The organism is Peribacillus sp. TE19612, from assembly GCF_056279465.1.
The window spans coordinates 476,805-490,417 of the sequence record NZ_JBWCCL010000002.1 but is presented as its reverse complement, the minus strand read 5'-3'; the positions used below and the strand labels follow the sequence as shown (position 1 = coordinate 490,417).

The following is a 13,613-nucleotide window of genomic DNA, read 5'->3' as shown; positions in this document are numbered from 1 at the left end:
TGACCCAAGATTAATCTCACCTGGGTCGGGCCTTTTCATCATCTTAAATCAACACTGCACGGTCATTGATCATTTTTTCGCCTTTGATGCGTTGGAATTCGTTAAGCAGTTTTTCGACGGTTAACTTCTGCTTTGCAGCGCCTCTGGCTTCGAAAATGATCTGTCCCTTATCCATCATGATCAGGGAATTTCCAAGATCGATTGCCTGCTGCATATTATGAGTCACCATCAACGTCGTTAATTGGTTCTTTTCGACGATTTCCTTCGTCAGGTTTGTAACAAGTTCTGCCCGCGAAGGATCAAGCGCTGCAGTATGTTCATCAAGAAGCAGGATTTTAGGATCGGTGAAGGTCGCCATCAGCAGTGATAGTGCCTGACGCTCCCCTCCTGACAATAATCCCACTTTTGCAGTCATCCGGTTTTCCAAGCCTAAATGAAGGGTGCCCAAACATTCTTTAAAAAGTTCTTTCCGTTTTTTTGTCACCCCAAAGCCTAAACCTCTTCTATTGGTTCTGCCATAAGCAATTGCCATATTTTCTTCGATTGTCATATGCGGTGCAGTACCCAGCATGGGATCCTGAAAAACGCGTCCAATCATTTTTGCACGGGCATGTTCTTCAATGGCCGATACGTTTTCACCATCGATGATGACTTCACCGGCATCAGGGAGAATCTTACCGGAAATCATATTCATCAAAGTCGATTTACCTGCTCCATTACTACCGATGACTGTTACAAATTCACCTTTTGTCATCTGCAGTTCCAGATTTCCAAGGGCTAGCTTTTCATCTGGTGTTCCCTCATTGAACACTTTATAAATCTGATTTAACCGAAGCATATTCTTCCCTCCCTTTCGGTAAAGTGCCACCATGACGCATCTGTATTTCTTTAAGCCGCTTTTTCTTCCGGGTTTTTTCCTTTTGTTTATCGGAAATTTTTGGAATGACAAGTGCCCCGACCACAATAAGTGCCGTAATTAATTTAACATCTCCCGTTTCAAGGAATTCAACGCGAAGTGCCAAGGTTACGACGATTCGGTAAATGATCGCCCCTCCAATAACAGCCAGCGTAGCACGTGCAATCGTTTTTGCACCAAATAGAGCCTCACCGATTATGACGGATGCCAATCCGATGACAATGATTCCAATCCCCATGCCTATATCGCTAAAACCGTTATATTGGGCAACCAGGGATCCCGAAAAAGCCACAAGTGCATTTCCGATTGCAAGTCCTAAGATCTTCATGTTGCCGGTATGGGCGGAAAAACTCTTGACCATGGCTTCATTATCACCAGTCGCCCGTAAGGCAAGACCAATTTCCGTTTTTAAAAACGCTGACATTCCCGCTTGGATGACTACAGCCACAACCAGCATAACGATTAATATGGCCCACGTTTTTGGCAGGCTGTCACCGAGACCCACGAATGATAAAAGACCATTCAACAAATTGTCCAGTCCGGTGCCAGCCCAGGCATCCTGGATATTCGTGATAATGGTTGTTTGGGAAAGCAACGGAATGTTGGATGCACCCATGATCCGCAAATTGATCGAGTAGAGCGCAATCATCATTAAGATACCTGCCAAGAGAGGATTGATTTTCCCTTTCGTATGAAGGAACCCCGTTATCGTCCCAGCGATGAACCCTGCCACCATGGCACACAACGTGGCTACGATCGGCGAGTAACCGTTAACGATCATAATCGCGGCAACAGACGCCCCTGTCACAAAACTGCCTTCCACAGTCATATCCGGGAAATCGAGAATCCTGAATGTTAAATAGACACCAAGTGCCATGATTGCATAAATCATTCCCGACTCAAAAGAGTTGAATAAGGCTGAGAACATTTTTTTCTTCCTTCCCCGAACAAAAGCAGAGTTTATTTTACAAACTCAGCATCTGCTTTCCATTCTTCTTTTATTTCAACACCCATATCTTTTGCTGCTTTTTCATTGATGACCAATTTCAGTTTTTGTGGATATTGAACCGGGATATCTCCAGGTTTTTTACCATCCTTGAGGATTTCAACCGCTTTTTGCCCCGCTTCATAACCAATATCATAGTAACTGAAGCCATATGCTGCAAAACCGCCAGCATTCACGGAATCAAGCTCGCCGACAAACAAGGGGATATCTTGATCATTTGCCACGGAAATGACCGATTCCAGTGCCGAGACAACTGTATTATCAGTAATGATATAGAAAGCATCCGCTTTTCCGATTAATGATTCCGTTGCCTGTTTAACATCCGCTGAAGTCGAGACGGATGCTTCCACGACTTTCAATCCAGCTTTTTTCGCTTCCGCCTTCACATTTTTTATTTGGACGACTGAATTTTGCTCCCCTGTGTTATAAACCGTTCCAATCGTTTTGGCGCCAAGCTCTTCCGCTAGGAATTTCATTGACTTGGCAATGGCTTCAGGATGGGAATCCGTCGTACCCGTCACATTTCCGCCTGGTTTTTCCAAGGAAGTGACAAGCTCCCCCGCTACAGGATCGGTAACCGATGTAAAGACGATCGGAATATCCTTGGTCGCATTTAAAGCACTTAGAGCACTAGGAGTCGAATTCGCAAATATCAGATCCACTTTATCCCCAACGAAGTTATTGGCAATCGTTTGGCTGTTGTTTTGGTCACCCTGAGCAATTTGAAGATCATATTTCGCATTGATGTCACTATCCTTCAATGCCGCCTGGAAGCCTTCATATGCTTGATCCAGGGAATCATGCTGAACGATTTGTGTTACCCCAATGTTGAAGGTATCCTTTCCGCTTTCATCCTTTGCCGCATCTTTTTCCTTTTCATTTCCACACCCAGCCAATAATAAACCTGCGACCAATGTCATGGCTGCAGTTGAATATAATTTCTTTTTCATATTTTCCCCCCGCTTTTTCCTTATTTAAAATAATGTTTTTCTATCGACGCCAGCTTTTTCGCTTTTATTTCCTAAATTATAATCGTTTAGTCCCAATTATTCCAATATATTTTTTAACTTTTTAGAATTTTTTGAGTTCTGCATGTAAAACATGAAAAAAGCTGCTGTGAAAGGTATGGTAACTTTCACAGCAGCTTTTGGAAAAATCAATGTTCGACAACCTGGCTGACAATTTCGGTAACTGTAGCCCGATCAATTTTTTCTTTGCCTTCTTTTAGGGCTTTCAATGTGGCTTTTGCCAATTCCAAGGGTATTTTACAGAATTGGATGATTTCCTTCGTTTTAATCTCTCCAATGTACGCATCGGCTAATGCAAGATTACGCTCCGTATGGGCAAGCATCTCGTCGAAACCCCAGCCATCGGGATAAAAGTTCACACCACGTTCTGCATCTTCCTCGCGGTTACGCAGGATATTGACCGTTTGGAGTCCACGGCCAAATGCGATGGCAAGTTCACGGTCCGTTTCGGTTCCATCGTACCAGTTCCACATATCAGACAGCATGACCCCTACTAAACCTGCAACATAATAAGTGTAATCATCGAGTTCCTCTTCATTATGGATTTGCCAGTCCTTAATAACCCATTTTGCCATGCCTTCGGCCATTTCCTTTGTCGACTCCAAGACTTTGTCTTTTGCACCAGGGGGACAAAATTCAACCCAGTCCGAAAGAAACAGGGTCACCTCAGGCAGGTCATCCTTATATGGTTCAAATAACTTTTGAAGATCTTCTTCCTTGAAATCCGCATCCGGCAGCTCACTAAGGGCCTGTAACAGGGAAACCTTACTATCTGCCGGAAGACCTGGGTGGTCCTCGATCTCATCAATGGCGCGCATGCAAAGGTATGCAGCTCCAATAGCCTCTTGTAATCCCTTTGGAAGATAACTGATTGGAATGAAAAAAGTCCGGCTTGTTTTTAGGAGAAAATCCATTGCTTTAGTATGTAGGTCACTTTTGTCAGTCATATTTACACTCCTTTAAATATCCAATGAACAATTGATTAATTATATCAAACATTGGCTTTGATTTCAGCTGCCCGATTCCTCTGAATACAAAGGAACTTTAATTGCCATCAGATCTTCACCCATGATCGTATTTGCAAAGATCGCTTTGCTTTCCTCTTTTAGCCTCTCAGCATCCTCTGGAGTATACCGTGAGCTGATATGGGTAAGGATTAGATGCTTAGCTCCCGCTTTCAAAGCCGTTTCTGCAGCCTGAACGGTGGTCGAATGATAATAGGCTGATGCCATTTCAGATTCTTCCGCTGAAAATGTAGCTTCATGAACAAGGTAATCCGCCGATTCAGCAAGAATGAGCGCATTGCTGCACATTCTTGTATCACCAAGAATCGTGATGATCCGGCCTTTATGCGGAGCACTGATATAGTCCTTCCCATTTATGACACGGCCATCATCGAGACAGACCGTTTGTCCATTTTTCAATGCTTTAAAAAGAGGCCCCGGCTTCACACCTTCGGAACGCAGCCGGTCGACCAGTAAGCTACCCGGACGATCTTTTTCCACAATCCGATAACCGATGCTGTAAATGCCATGATCAAGCGACTTGGCCGTCACTGTGAATTGTTCGTCCTCAAACACTGTGCCTTCTTCTATTTCGATGATTTCCAAGGGATATTTTAAATGAGTTCCACTCACCTGTAAGCTCGTCTTAATGAATGAATCTATGCCTTGTGGACCATATACGGTCAATTTATCCACTCCGCCCTGAAAAGATCTGCTGCTTAAAAAACCAGGCAGTCCGAAGATGTGGTCACCATGTAAATGGGTGATGAAGATCTTTTCAACCTTTCGCGGTTTGACTGCCGTTTTTAATATTTGATGCTGTGTTGCTTCCCCACAATCGAATAACCAAATAGTCCCTCGTTCTTCCAATAATTGAAGGGCGATTGATGTCACATTACGCGCTTTGGCCGGAACGCCAGCGCCTGTACCCAATAAAACGAAATCCACTCATACTACCTCCGTTGCAAATACTTTATGCCTTAACTATAGCATAACCAAGGTGCTCTTTCATTTATGACCCATTAAAACAGAAACCAAATTAAACTTTTAATGAAATCTGAGAAAAAATGCGCAAATTGATTGCTTTGAGGGAAAGCTAAACGTAAAATTAGAAATTGGTACACATTCGGGAATTCCAACTTTATAGACAGATTTAACGGAAAGTTGAGGTTTTAACATGACAGAAAACAATAAACCCACAGCATTGATCATGATTTTTGGTGCTACCGGAGATTTAGCGAAAAGGAAATTGTTTCCTTCCATATATCGACTATTTCAAAAAGAGAAAATCAATAAGTTCGCGGTCGTCGGAGTGGCAAGAAGGCCATTGACGAACGAGGAGTTCCAAACAAGTGTCAAGGACTCAATTCTTACGTTCGGACATGCGGAAGAAAAGGTCGACGAATTCATTTCCCATTTCCATTATCACTCCCATGACGTCTCAAGTTCGGAGTCATATTTGCAATTAAAAGACATTGCCGAACAATTAGACGGACAATATCAATTAGAAGGAAACAGGATCTTCTATTTGGCGATGGCACCTGAGTTTTTCGGAACGATTGCCGAACAGATTAAAGCTCAAGGCCTGAGTGACACGGATGGATATAAGCGCCTGGTCATCGAGAAGCCATTTGGACACAGTTTTGAAACAGCACAACAATTGAATGAGCAGATTCGGACTGCATTCGCTGAAGATGAAATCTACCGCATCGATCATTATTTAGGTAAAGAAATGGTACAAAATATCGAGGTCATCCGTTTTTCCAATGCCCTATTCGAGCCGCTATGGAATAACAGATATATATCCAACATCCAGGTTACTTCAAGCGAAACACTCGGCGTTGAAGAACGCGGGCGTTATTATGAAACCAGCGGTGCCCTAAGGGATATGGTCCAAAACCACCTACTGCAAATGGTGGCCTTGCTTGCAATGGAACCCCCGATCGCTTTGACGACAGAAGAAATTCGAAGCGAAAAAGTACGGGCATTGCGTTCACTTCGACCAATGAAGGTCGACGAAGTCAACCAATACTTCGTTCGTGGCCAGTATGGTGAAGGAACGATAGACGGTCAAATGCTTCCGGCCTACCGAAATGAACATAATGTAAATCCCGAATCCAACACAGAGACCTATGTTGCGGGTAAATTGATGATTGATAACTTCCGTTGGGCCGGTGTTCCTTTTTATATCCGTACCGGTAAGAGAATGGATGTCAAATCAACGAATATCGTTGTTCAATTCAAAGATATCCCAATGAATCTGTATTATAAAACGGAAGAAACGCTGAATCCGAATCTTCTCGTCATCAATATCCAGCCTGACGAAGGTATCACATTGTACTTAAATGTCAAGAAATCCGGGACGACATCCAATACAAAGCCAATGAAGCTGACCGTCTCGAACAAAGGGATCGAACACATCAATTCTCCCGAGGCATATGAAAAGCTATTGTTTGACAGCATGCGCGGGGATGCTACAAACTTTACGCACTGGGACGAGGTTGCCCTCTCATGGAAGTTCGTCGATACCATTTCCAATGCATGGGAAAATACTAAAGACGAGTCTTTCCCTAACTATGAAGCGGGATCAACAGGTCCACTTGCATCCGATGAACTCCTGGCGGAAGATGGACATATTTGGTGGCAAGTCAAGAAAAACGAAAATAATGATTGAAATGAAAAAGGGATGCAGATTTGAATCTGCATCCCTTCTTCTTCATGAAACACTCTTCCTCAGCAATTTATTCCGGATAATATGAAACATTTCCTTGGACTTAGACATTTCTTCCTCTTTTTCTGAATTAAGCCAAAATGAAACACCGGATTCTAAGGCAATGAAAAATAAAAAAATGGCTACAGCCCACCAGATAATGAACATAAAGTCCTCCGCTCCTTCTCTCTCTTTCTGCCTACTGTATTCTACGGTCCGCCCATCTCTTTCAATGTTTATATTCCTTTTTCCACAGGTGTTTAAACCTAATAAAAGCAAGGATGAATGTCATACATCATACTACATTTTCCCTAAAAAAGGTAAATTAATTGGAACTATTTACAACTAGTTCATCTTTACCATTTTTACCCTTTTCTAAAAAGAATGGTAAGCCTTTGCTGAGGATACACTAAAAAAGGTGCTTAGTGACAGTACCGCTAACTTCGATGTGGAGGGATTAAACGATGGACATTCGTGAAGGATTAATTCCAACAGCGTTGGGCACAGCCGTGACAGCTGCGGGTTATGCAATGAAGCAGACCCGGGGTTCAAACAAAATGGTAGCTAATACGGTTTTTGGTTTCGGTTTGGCACATGTTGTATTAGGGGTCATTGACCTTGTAGAGCATCGGAGATAGTAATAAAAGGGGGGCGCCAAGCGCCCCCTTTTTACATGATGAAACAAAAAAGCCGGCTTAAAGGGAATCCCCTTCTAAGCCGGCTTGAACTTTTTATTTTTCCATCCATTCGGTATGGAACGTTCCTTCTTTATCAATGCGTTGGTAAGTATGAGCTCCAAAATAGTCACGCTGAGCTTGAATCAGGTTAGCTGGCAGTGTTTCTGTACGATAGCTGTCGAAATAGGCAAGTGCCGATGACAAGCAAGGAACCGGGATTCCGTTCATCACAGCCGTTGATACTACCTCACGTAAAGCTCCTTGGTAGCTTTCGACGATCCCTTGGAAGTAAGGATCTAGAAGAAGATTGTTCAAGTTCGCTTCACGATCGTACGCTTCCTTGATTTTTTGGAGGAATTGTGCACGAATGATACAGCCGCCACGGAAAATCATCGCGATTTCCCCATATTGCAAGTTCCAGCCATTTTCTTCTGATGCTGCTTTCATTTGTGCAAATCCTTGTGCATATGAACAGATTTTGCTCATATAAAGTGCTTTTCGGATACTTTCAATCAAAGCTTTTTTGTCGCCTGTAAATGAATCGGTTTTTGGACCACGAAGGATTTTACTCGCTTCGACACGCTCGTCCTTGATTGCTGAAATAAACCGGGCAAACACGGATTCCGTAATGATTGGAAGCGGAACACCAAGATCAAGCGCACTTTGACTTGTCCATTTACCTGTACCTTTTTGGCCAGCTTTATCCAAAATGACATCGACCATCGGCTTGCCGGTTTCTTCATCATATTTTTTGAAAATATCAGCAGTAATTTCAATTAAATAGCTATCAAGTTCCCCTTCATTCCATTCAGTAAAGACTTCATGGAATTCTTCAGCAGATAGTCCAAGGAGATTTTTCAGAAGGAAATAAGATTCGGAAATCAATTGCATGTCCCCGTATTCAATACCATTATGTACCATTTTAACATAATGACCTGCCCCATCCGGTCCGATATACGTGCAGCAAGCATCACCATCGACCTTAGCTGAAATATCCTTCAAAATCGGTGCAACAAGTTCATATGCTTCCTTTTGACCTCCAGGCATGATGGAAGGACCTGTTAGAGCTCCTTCTTCCCCCCCTGACACGCCTGTACCGATGAAATGGATGCCAAGCTTGCTTAACTCCTCATTGCGGCGCTGAGTGTCCTTGAAGAAGGTATTCCCTCCATCAATAACGATATCACCTTTTTCAAGCAACGGTTTTAATTGCTCGATTGTTGCATCAGTTGCCGCACCGGCTTTAACCATCAATAAAATTTTGCGTGGTGTTTCCAAAGAATTGACGAATTCTTCAAGCGTATAAGCGGCTGTTACGTTTTTGCCTTCCGCTTCCTTCATCATCTCGTCCGTTTTTGATCCTGAGCGATTATATACGGAAATTGAATATCCCCTGCTTTCAATATTAAATGCAAGGTTCTTGCCCATTACGGCTAGTCCGATAACGCCAATCTGCTGTTTTGTCATGATTCATCATCCCTTCTCTCTATCTTTACACAGCTTGTACGCTATTCTTTGTCAAAAGAAGGATCATTCCTCCTGGATTGCTCAAAGAAATCTTTACTGAAGCTAGTGTCTGTTCCTATTGAACGGTTTTTCAAGGGTAATCCCTTTTTAATAATATTTTCTCCGTACTTATTTTGCAAGTGTTCCATCGCATCATACAGAGGTTCTTTTTCTGCATCCTCTTGAAAGGAGAAAATATCCAGTTGCTTGAAGGCCGACTCTTTTTCGATGACATCATAGGCTGTGACACCAAGAAGCCTGATTCCTTCCCCATTCCAATTTTTCATGAAGAGATCGATAGCTTCATCCAAAATATCCTTTTTTTCAAAAACTGGATTAGGAACCGTTCTGCTTCTCGTAATTGTCCGGCGGTCTTTGTAACGGATCGTCACACCTATTTTTTGACCAAGGAGGCGTTTACTTCTCAAGCGGACGGAAACTTTCTTGGAAAGCCTTTCCAATACACCGATCAATTCTTTTTGATTGGCGCAGTCATGCGGAAGAGTTGTCGAGTTCCCGATGCTCTTATGCTCAAAAATCGCTTCGGGATCCACTACCCTTGGGTCAATTCCATTAGCCCTATCCTTCAAACGGATGCCATTGATCCCAAGAAGCTGTTTAAGTTGACTATCATTGGCGTGTGCAAGGTCCCTGATCGTCATTATCCCGATAGTTTGAAGCTTTTCCGATGTCTTATCCCCGATGCCATGCATTTCGCCCACTTGTAAAGGCCAGAGCTTTTCCGGAATGTCCCGTTTCCTTAACACGGTGATACCCATAGGTTTCTTCATATCAGAAGCCGTTTTGGCCAAAAATTTATTAGGGGCAATCCCGATACTGCAAGGGAGATCCATCGTATTAAAAATTCTTTCCTGAATGCTATTGGCTATATCTAAAGGCGAACCCAATTCGGCGCATTCACTGATATCCAGATACCCCTCATCAATCGAAACCGGTTCAACCATCTCTGTATATTGCCTCAAAACATCGAAAATAGCCAGTGATGCCTTTCGATAGCGCTCGAAATTCGGTTTCTGAATGACTAATTGAGGACATAATTTTTTTGCCTGCCAAATCGGCATGGTCGTTTTAACCCCGAACTTCCTCGCCTCATAGCTGCAGGTGACGATTATGCCCCTTCTCTCTTCAACATTCCCTGCAATGGCAAGCGGTTTGCCTTTCAATGAAACATCATATGACATTTCCACTGAAGCATAGAAACTATTCATGTCTACATGGAGAATGACCCTGCCATTTTTGGGATACATGTCCTTCATGCTTGACCGTCACATCCTTGTAAAAATAAAAAACATTTCTATTAAAGTACCCCTATTTATCTTTGGTAACCACGGTGAAAGATGCTTCCACTCCAAGAAAAACAGCCATCATGTCATTGATGACTGTACATATATTCTTTCAATACTTTGAACATCTTGACCTATTATGGGTGATTATTCCCCTGAAACTTCTTTGATGATAGTGATGACCATTTCAGCTAGCTTCGTTAATTCCTCAACTGGAATTCTTTCATTCGTAGTATGGATATCTTCATAGCCCACTGCGAGATTGACAGTAGGGATGCCAAAGCCTGCAATGACATTTGCATCGCTTCCACCGCCGCTTTTAACCAGCTCGCATGGACGGCCGATTTTCTCTGCTGCCTTTCTTGCAATTTCGACAACATGGTCACCAGCACCATATTTAAAACCAGGATACATGACGGTAACTTCAACTTCAGCACGTCCGCCCATTTCAATGGCTGCAGTCTCGAAAGCCTCTTTCATTTTCGCTACCTGTATTTCCATTTTTTCAGGGATCAAGGATCTTGCTTCTGCAAGGATTTCAACATGGTCACAAACAATATTGGTTTGCTGTCCCCCCTGGAAACGTCCGATATTGGCTGTCGTTTCCTCGTCGATTCTTCCTAATGGCATTCTAGAGATTGCTTTGGCAGCGATCGTAATGGCCGAAACGCCTTTCTCTGGAGCGACACCAGCGTGAGCAGTCTTGCCTAAAATGGTTGCGGACACTTTCGCCTGAGTAGGTGCAGCAACAACCACATTGCCCACTTTTCCATCACTATCAAGTGCAAAACCGAATTTAGCCGTTACAAGGGAGCGATCCAATGCCTTTGCCCCTACCAAGCCAGATTCTTCACCGACTGTAATGATGAATTCGATGGTACCGTGTTCGATATTCTGTTCTTTCAACACTTTAAGCGTTTCTAACATGACCGCTAATCCAGCTTTGTCATCCGCCCCTAAAATGGTCGTTCCGTCTGACACTATGTATCCATCTTTGATGGAAGGCTTGATTCCATTCCCCGGTACAACCGTATCCATATGGGAGGTGAAATAAATGGTATCTACGCCTTCTTTCGTTCCTTTTAAAGTACATACTAAATTCCCTGCACCATGACCGGTGACTGCTGTTGTATCATCTTCAAAAACTTCTACACCTAGTGCCCCGAATTTTTCTTTCAGCACTTTGGCGATGGCTGCTTCATTTTTCGTTTCGGAATCGATCTGCACCAATTCCATAAATTCATTAACTAAACGTTCTTCATTAATCATAAAATAAAACCTCCAAAAAAGTTTTCCTCTTCAATTATACTTCTAAAAGCGGCGCCCCGGCAAATAATGTGGCATGCTGATCCTAAAGACCGTTTTAAAAAGTGAATGATGACTTATTTCAAAATGATATCTTGGCCCCGTATGGAAAAGAGCCCAAAACAGATAAGTTTGGGCTCCTTGCAACGTTTGATCACAATGGGATATTTCCGTGTTTTTTCCATGGTCGAGTTTCTTTTTTGTTGCGTAGCATATCAAGAGATTGAATGATCTTAATCCTGGTTTCACGGGGATCGATAACATCATCCACCATTCCAAGACTTGCGGCAACATATGGATTGGCGAACTTCTCACGGTATTCTTCAATTTTAGCTGCTCGTGTCGCTTCCGGATCCTGGCTATTTTGAATTTCACGGGCAAAAATGATATTTGCCGCTCCAGCAGAACCCATTACAGCGATTTCAGCATTCGGCCATGCAAATGTAAGATCCGCACCGATGGATTTACTATTAAGAGCCACATAAGCTCCTCCGTATGCTTTTCGCAGAATGATCGTCAATTTAGGTACTGTTGCTTCCGAATAAGCATATAGCAGCTTTGCACCGTGGCGAATGATCCCGCCATGTTCTTGTTTAACGCCGGGGAAAAAACCTGAAACGTCTTCAAACGTAATAAGCGGAATGTTAAACGAGTCACAAAAACGAATAAAACGGGCAGCTTTATCTGATGAATCTATATCAAGTCCCCCCGCCAACACCTTTGGCTGGTTACAGACAAGCCCCACAGATTTCCCTTTGATCCGCGCCAAGCCGACCACTATGTTTTTCGCAAAGCCCTCTTGCACTTCCATAAAGGAACCCTCATCGACAACCTGCTCCAATACTTTCCGAACATCATATGGGCGGATGCCTTCATAAGGGACTACATCCGTTAAGTCCGGCCGGTAGTCATCTCCCTCATCCGCTTCCAAAACCGGCGGCTTCTCTTCATTATTTTGTGGAAGATAGCTCAGGAGCCGTCTAACGTCAGCCAAAACTTGCTCCTCAGATGCTCCTTTGAAATGGGCATTACCGCTTATGGTATTATGTACAGTCGCTCCGCCCAATCCTTCGGATGAAATCTTTTCACCTGTAACCGTTTCAATGACTTTAGGGCCTGTTATGAACATTTGGCTCGTTTTTTCAACCATGAAGACAAAGTCGGTAATGGCTGGGGAATATACGGCTCCGCCTGCACAAGGTCCCATAATAACCGAAATCTGTGGAATGACCCCTGAATATATGGAATTCCGGTAAAATATTTGGCCATATCCGTCAAGCGAAACTACGCCTTCTTGAATACGCGCCCCGCCGGAATCGTTCAAACCTATGAAAGGGGCTCCATTTTCCGCTGCCAAATCCATAACATTGGCAATTTTCAGAGCATGCATTTCACCGAGTGCACCGCCAAAAACAGTAAAATCCTGTGAAAACAGATAAATGTCGCGGCCGTTGACCTTTCCGTAACCGGTGACAACCCCTTCTCCCGGCCCTTCTTCCTTTTCCATTCCGAAATTGGTATTACGGTGTTTGATAAAAGGATTAAGCTCGATGAAAGTACCTGGATCAACTAGAAGTTCAATTCTTTCCCTTGCCGTAAGTTTGCCCTTATCATGCTGCTTATCGATTCTTTCTTCACCGCCGCCCATTTCCACTTTGCGGCGTCTGTCATATAGGTCATTGATCGTATCATAAATGTCTGTCATTTCTGCTCCTCCTTTGATAATGCTTGTTCACAAAGCTCATATAATACTCCCGCGGTAGACTTCGGATGAACGAAAGCAACATCCGCATTGTGCGCTCCCTTTCTTGAAGAATCATCAATCATGCGCAATCCAGCTTCTTTGATTTCTTTTATTCTATCTTCGATGTCTTCGACGCCAAGTGCCACATGATGAATCCCTTCACCGCGTTTTTCGATGAATTTGGCGATTGGGCTTGCAGGTGACAACGCTTCCAACAATTCCAAACGGGTATTGCCTGCCAGGATGAAGGCCACTTTCACTCCTTGGCTCTCCACTGTCTCGATTCCTTCAAGTTTCAATTTCAACGTTTCCGTGTAAAGCGGCAAGGCTTCGTCTAGTGACTTGACGGCAATACCGATATGATCGATATTTTTAATCATCATAAAAACCCCCATGCTATGTATTATTGGATG

Annotated in this window: 12 protein-coding genes; 2 read left to right on the top strand and 10 right to left on the bottom strand. The window is 43.3% G+C overall.

Annotation, left to right across the window (positions count from 1 at the left end):
• Positions 1-43 precede the first annotated feature (43 nt).
• From ACZ9AO_RS05700 to rnz, 5 genes are all read right to left on the bottom strand, one after another.
• Complete coding sequence (locus ACZ9AO_RS05700) at positions 44-838, bottom strand: ABC transporter ATP-binding protein (protein ID WP_048678506.1); 795 nt, start codon at positions 836-838, stop codon at positions 44-46.
• Positions 813-1,844, bottom strand: coding sequence for an ABC transporter permease (locus ACZ9AO_RS05695; RefSeq protein WP_476108629.1), 1,032 nt, complete (start codon positions 1,842-1,844; stop codon positions 813-815). The genes ACZ9AO_RS05700 and ACZ9AO_RS05695 overlap by 26 nt, the downstream gene beginning before the upstream one ends.
• A 32-nt stretch (positions 1,845-1,876) precedes the next feature.
• The gene (locus ACZ9AO_RS05690; protein ID WP_053535655.1) at positions 1,877-2,872 is read right to left on the bottom strand and encodes an ABC transporter substrate-binding protein; all 996 of its coding nucleotides are present in this window, start codon (positions 2,870-2,872) and stop codon (positions 1,877-1,879) included.
• Between the two features lie 206 nt (positions 2,873-3,078).
• A complete protein-coding gene (locus ACZ9AO_RS05685; RefSeq protein WP_476108628.1) occupies positions 3,079-3,897 on the bottom strand; it encodes a squalene/phytoene synthase family protein in 819 nt (272 codons plus the stop codon).
• Between the two features lie 63 nt (positions 3,898-3,960).
• Positions 3,961-4,902 carry a ribonuclease Z gene (rnz, locus tag ACZ9AO_RS05680; RefSeq protein WP_476108627.1) on the bottom strand — a complete coding sequence of 314 codons (942 nt, stop codon included), beginning with the start codon at positions 4,900-4,902 and terminating at the stop codon, positions 3,961-3,963.
• A gap of 229 nt (positions 4,903-5,131) precedes the next feature.
• On the opposite strand from rnz, the gene zwf reads away from it, so the two are divergent.
• Both zwf and ACZ9AO_RS05670 read left to right on the top strand, forming a co-directional pair.
• The gene (gene zwf, locus ACZ9AO_RS05675; RefSeq protein ID WP_034308214.1) at positions 5,132-6,628 is read left to right on the top strand and encodes a glucose-6-phosphate dehydrogenase; all 1,497 of its coding nucleotides are present in this window, start codon (positions 5,132-5,134) and stop codon (positions 6,626-6,628) included.
• Between the two features lie 500 nt (positions 6,629-7,128).
• Positions 7,129-7,302, top strand: a complete 174-nt coding sequence (locus ACZ9AO_RS05670; protein WP_034308217.1) for a hypothetical protein — start codon at positions 7,129-7,131, stop codon at positions 7,300-7,302.
• 93 nt (positions 7,303-7,395) lie between these two features.
• Here ACZ9AO_RS05670 and gndA read toward each other — a convergent pair whose 3' ends face one another.
• The 5 genes from gndA to mce form a co-directional block, all read right to left on the bottom strand.
• A complete protein-coding gene (gene gndA / locus ACZ9AO_RS05665) occupies positions 7,396-8,808 on the bottom strand; it encodes an NADP-dependent phosphogluconate dehydrogenase (RefSeq protein WP_106026865.1) in 1,413 nt (470 codons plus the stop codon).
• A 41-nt stretch (positions 8,809-8,849) separates the two neighbouring features.
• Positions 8,850-10,124, bottom strand: a complete 1,275-nt coding sequence (locus ACZ9AO_RS05660) for a DNA polymerase IV (protein ID WP_476108626.1) — start codon at positions 10,122-10,124, stop codon at positions 8,850-8,852.
• Positions 10,125-10,298: 174 nt separating this feature from the next.
• The gene (locus tag ACZ9AO_RS05655) at positions 10,299-11,420 is read right to left on the bottom strand and encodes a tripeptidase T (RefSeq protein ID WP_048678525.1); all 1,122 of its coding nucleotides are present in this window, start codon (positions 11,418-11,420) and stop codon (positions 10,299-10,301) included.
• Positions 11,421-11,610: 190 nt separating this feature from the next.
• Positions 11,611-13,161 carry an acyl-CoA carboxylase subunit beta gene (locus tag ACZ9AO_RS05650; RefSeq protein ID WP_476108625.1) on the bottom strand — a complete coding sequence of 517 codons (1,551 nt, stop codon included), beginning with the start codon at positions 13,159-13,161 and terminating at the stop codon, positions 11,611-11,613.
• Positions 13,158-13,583: a methylmalonyl-CoA epimerase gene (gene mce, locus ACZ9AO_RS05645; RefSeq protein ID WP_072273208.1), complete on the bottom strand. Its 426-nt coding sequence runs from the start codon at positions 13,581-13,583 to the stop codon at positions 13,158-13,160. Before mce ends, ACZ9AO_RS05650 begins: the two co-directional genes overlap by 4 nt.
• Positions 13,584-13,613 lie beyond the last annotated feature (30 nt).

Excerpts from the sequence above, each read along its gene's own strand:
- ACZ9AO_RS05650 (WP_476108625.1), bottom strand. The coding sequence starts at position 13,161 with ATGACAGACATTTATGATACGATCAATGACCTATATGACAGACGCCGC.
- mce (WP_072273208.1), bottom strand. The coding sequence starts at position 13,583 with ATGATGATTAAAAATATCGATCATATCGGTATTGCCGTCAAGTCACTA.
- ACZ9AO_RS05655 (WP_048678525.1), bottom strand. The coding sequence starts at position 11,420 with ATGATTAATGAAGAACGTTTAGTTAATGAATTTATGGAATTGGTGCAG.
- ACZ9AO_RS05700 (WP_048678506.1), bottom strand. The coding sequence starts at position 838 with ATGCTTCGGTTAAATCAGATTTATAAAGTGTTCAATGAGGGAACACCA.
- ACZ9AO_RS05690 (WP_053535655.1), bottom strand. The coding sequence starts at position 2,872 with ATGAAAAAGAAATTATATTCAACTGCAGCCATGACATTGGTCGCAGGT.
- zwf (WP_034308214.1), top strand. The coding sequence starts at position 5,132 with ATGACAGAAAACAATAAACCCACAGCATTGATCATGATTTTTGGTGCT.
- ACZ9AO_RS05695 (WP_476108629.1), bottom strand. The coding sequence starts at position 1,844 with ATGTTCTCAGCCTTATTCAACTCTTTTGAGTCGGGAATGATTTATGCA.
- gndA (WP_106026865.1), bottom strand. The coding sequence starts at position 8,808 with ATGACAAAACAGCAGATTGGCGTTATCGGACTAGCCGTAATGGGCAAG.
- ACZ9AO_RS05670 (WP_034308217.1), top strand. The coding sequence starts at position 7,129 with ATGGACATTCGTGAAGGATTAATTCCAACAGCGTTGGGCACAGCCGTG.
- ACZ9AO_RS05685 (WP_476108628.1), bottom strand. The coding sequence starts at position 3,897 with ATGACTGACAAAAGTGACCTACATACTAAAGCAATGGATTTTCTCCTA.
- ACZ9AO_RS05660 (WP_476108626.1), bottom strand. The coding sequence starts at position 10,124 with ATGAAGGACATGTATCCCAAAAATGGCAGGGTCATTCTCCATGTAGAC.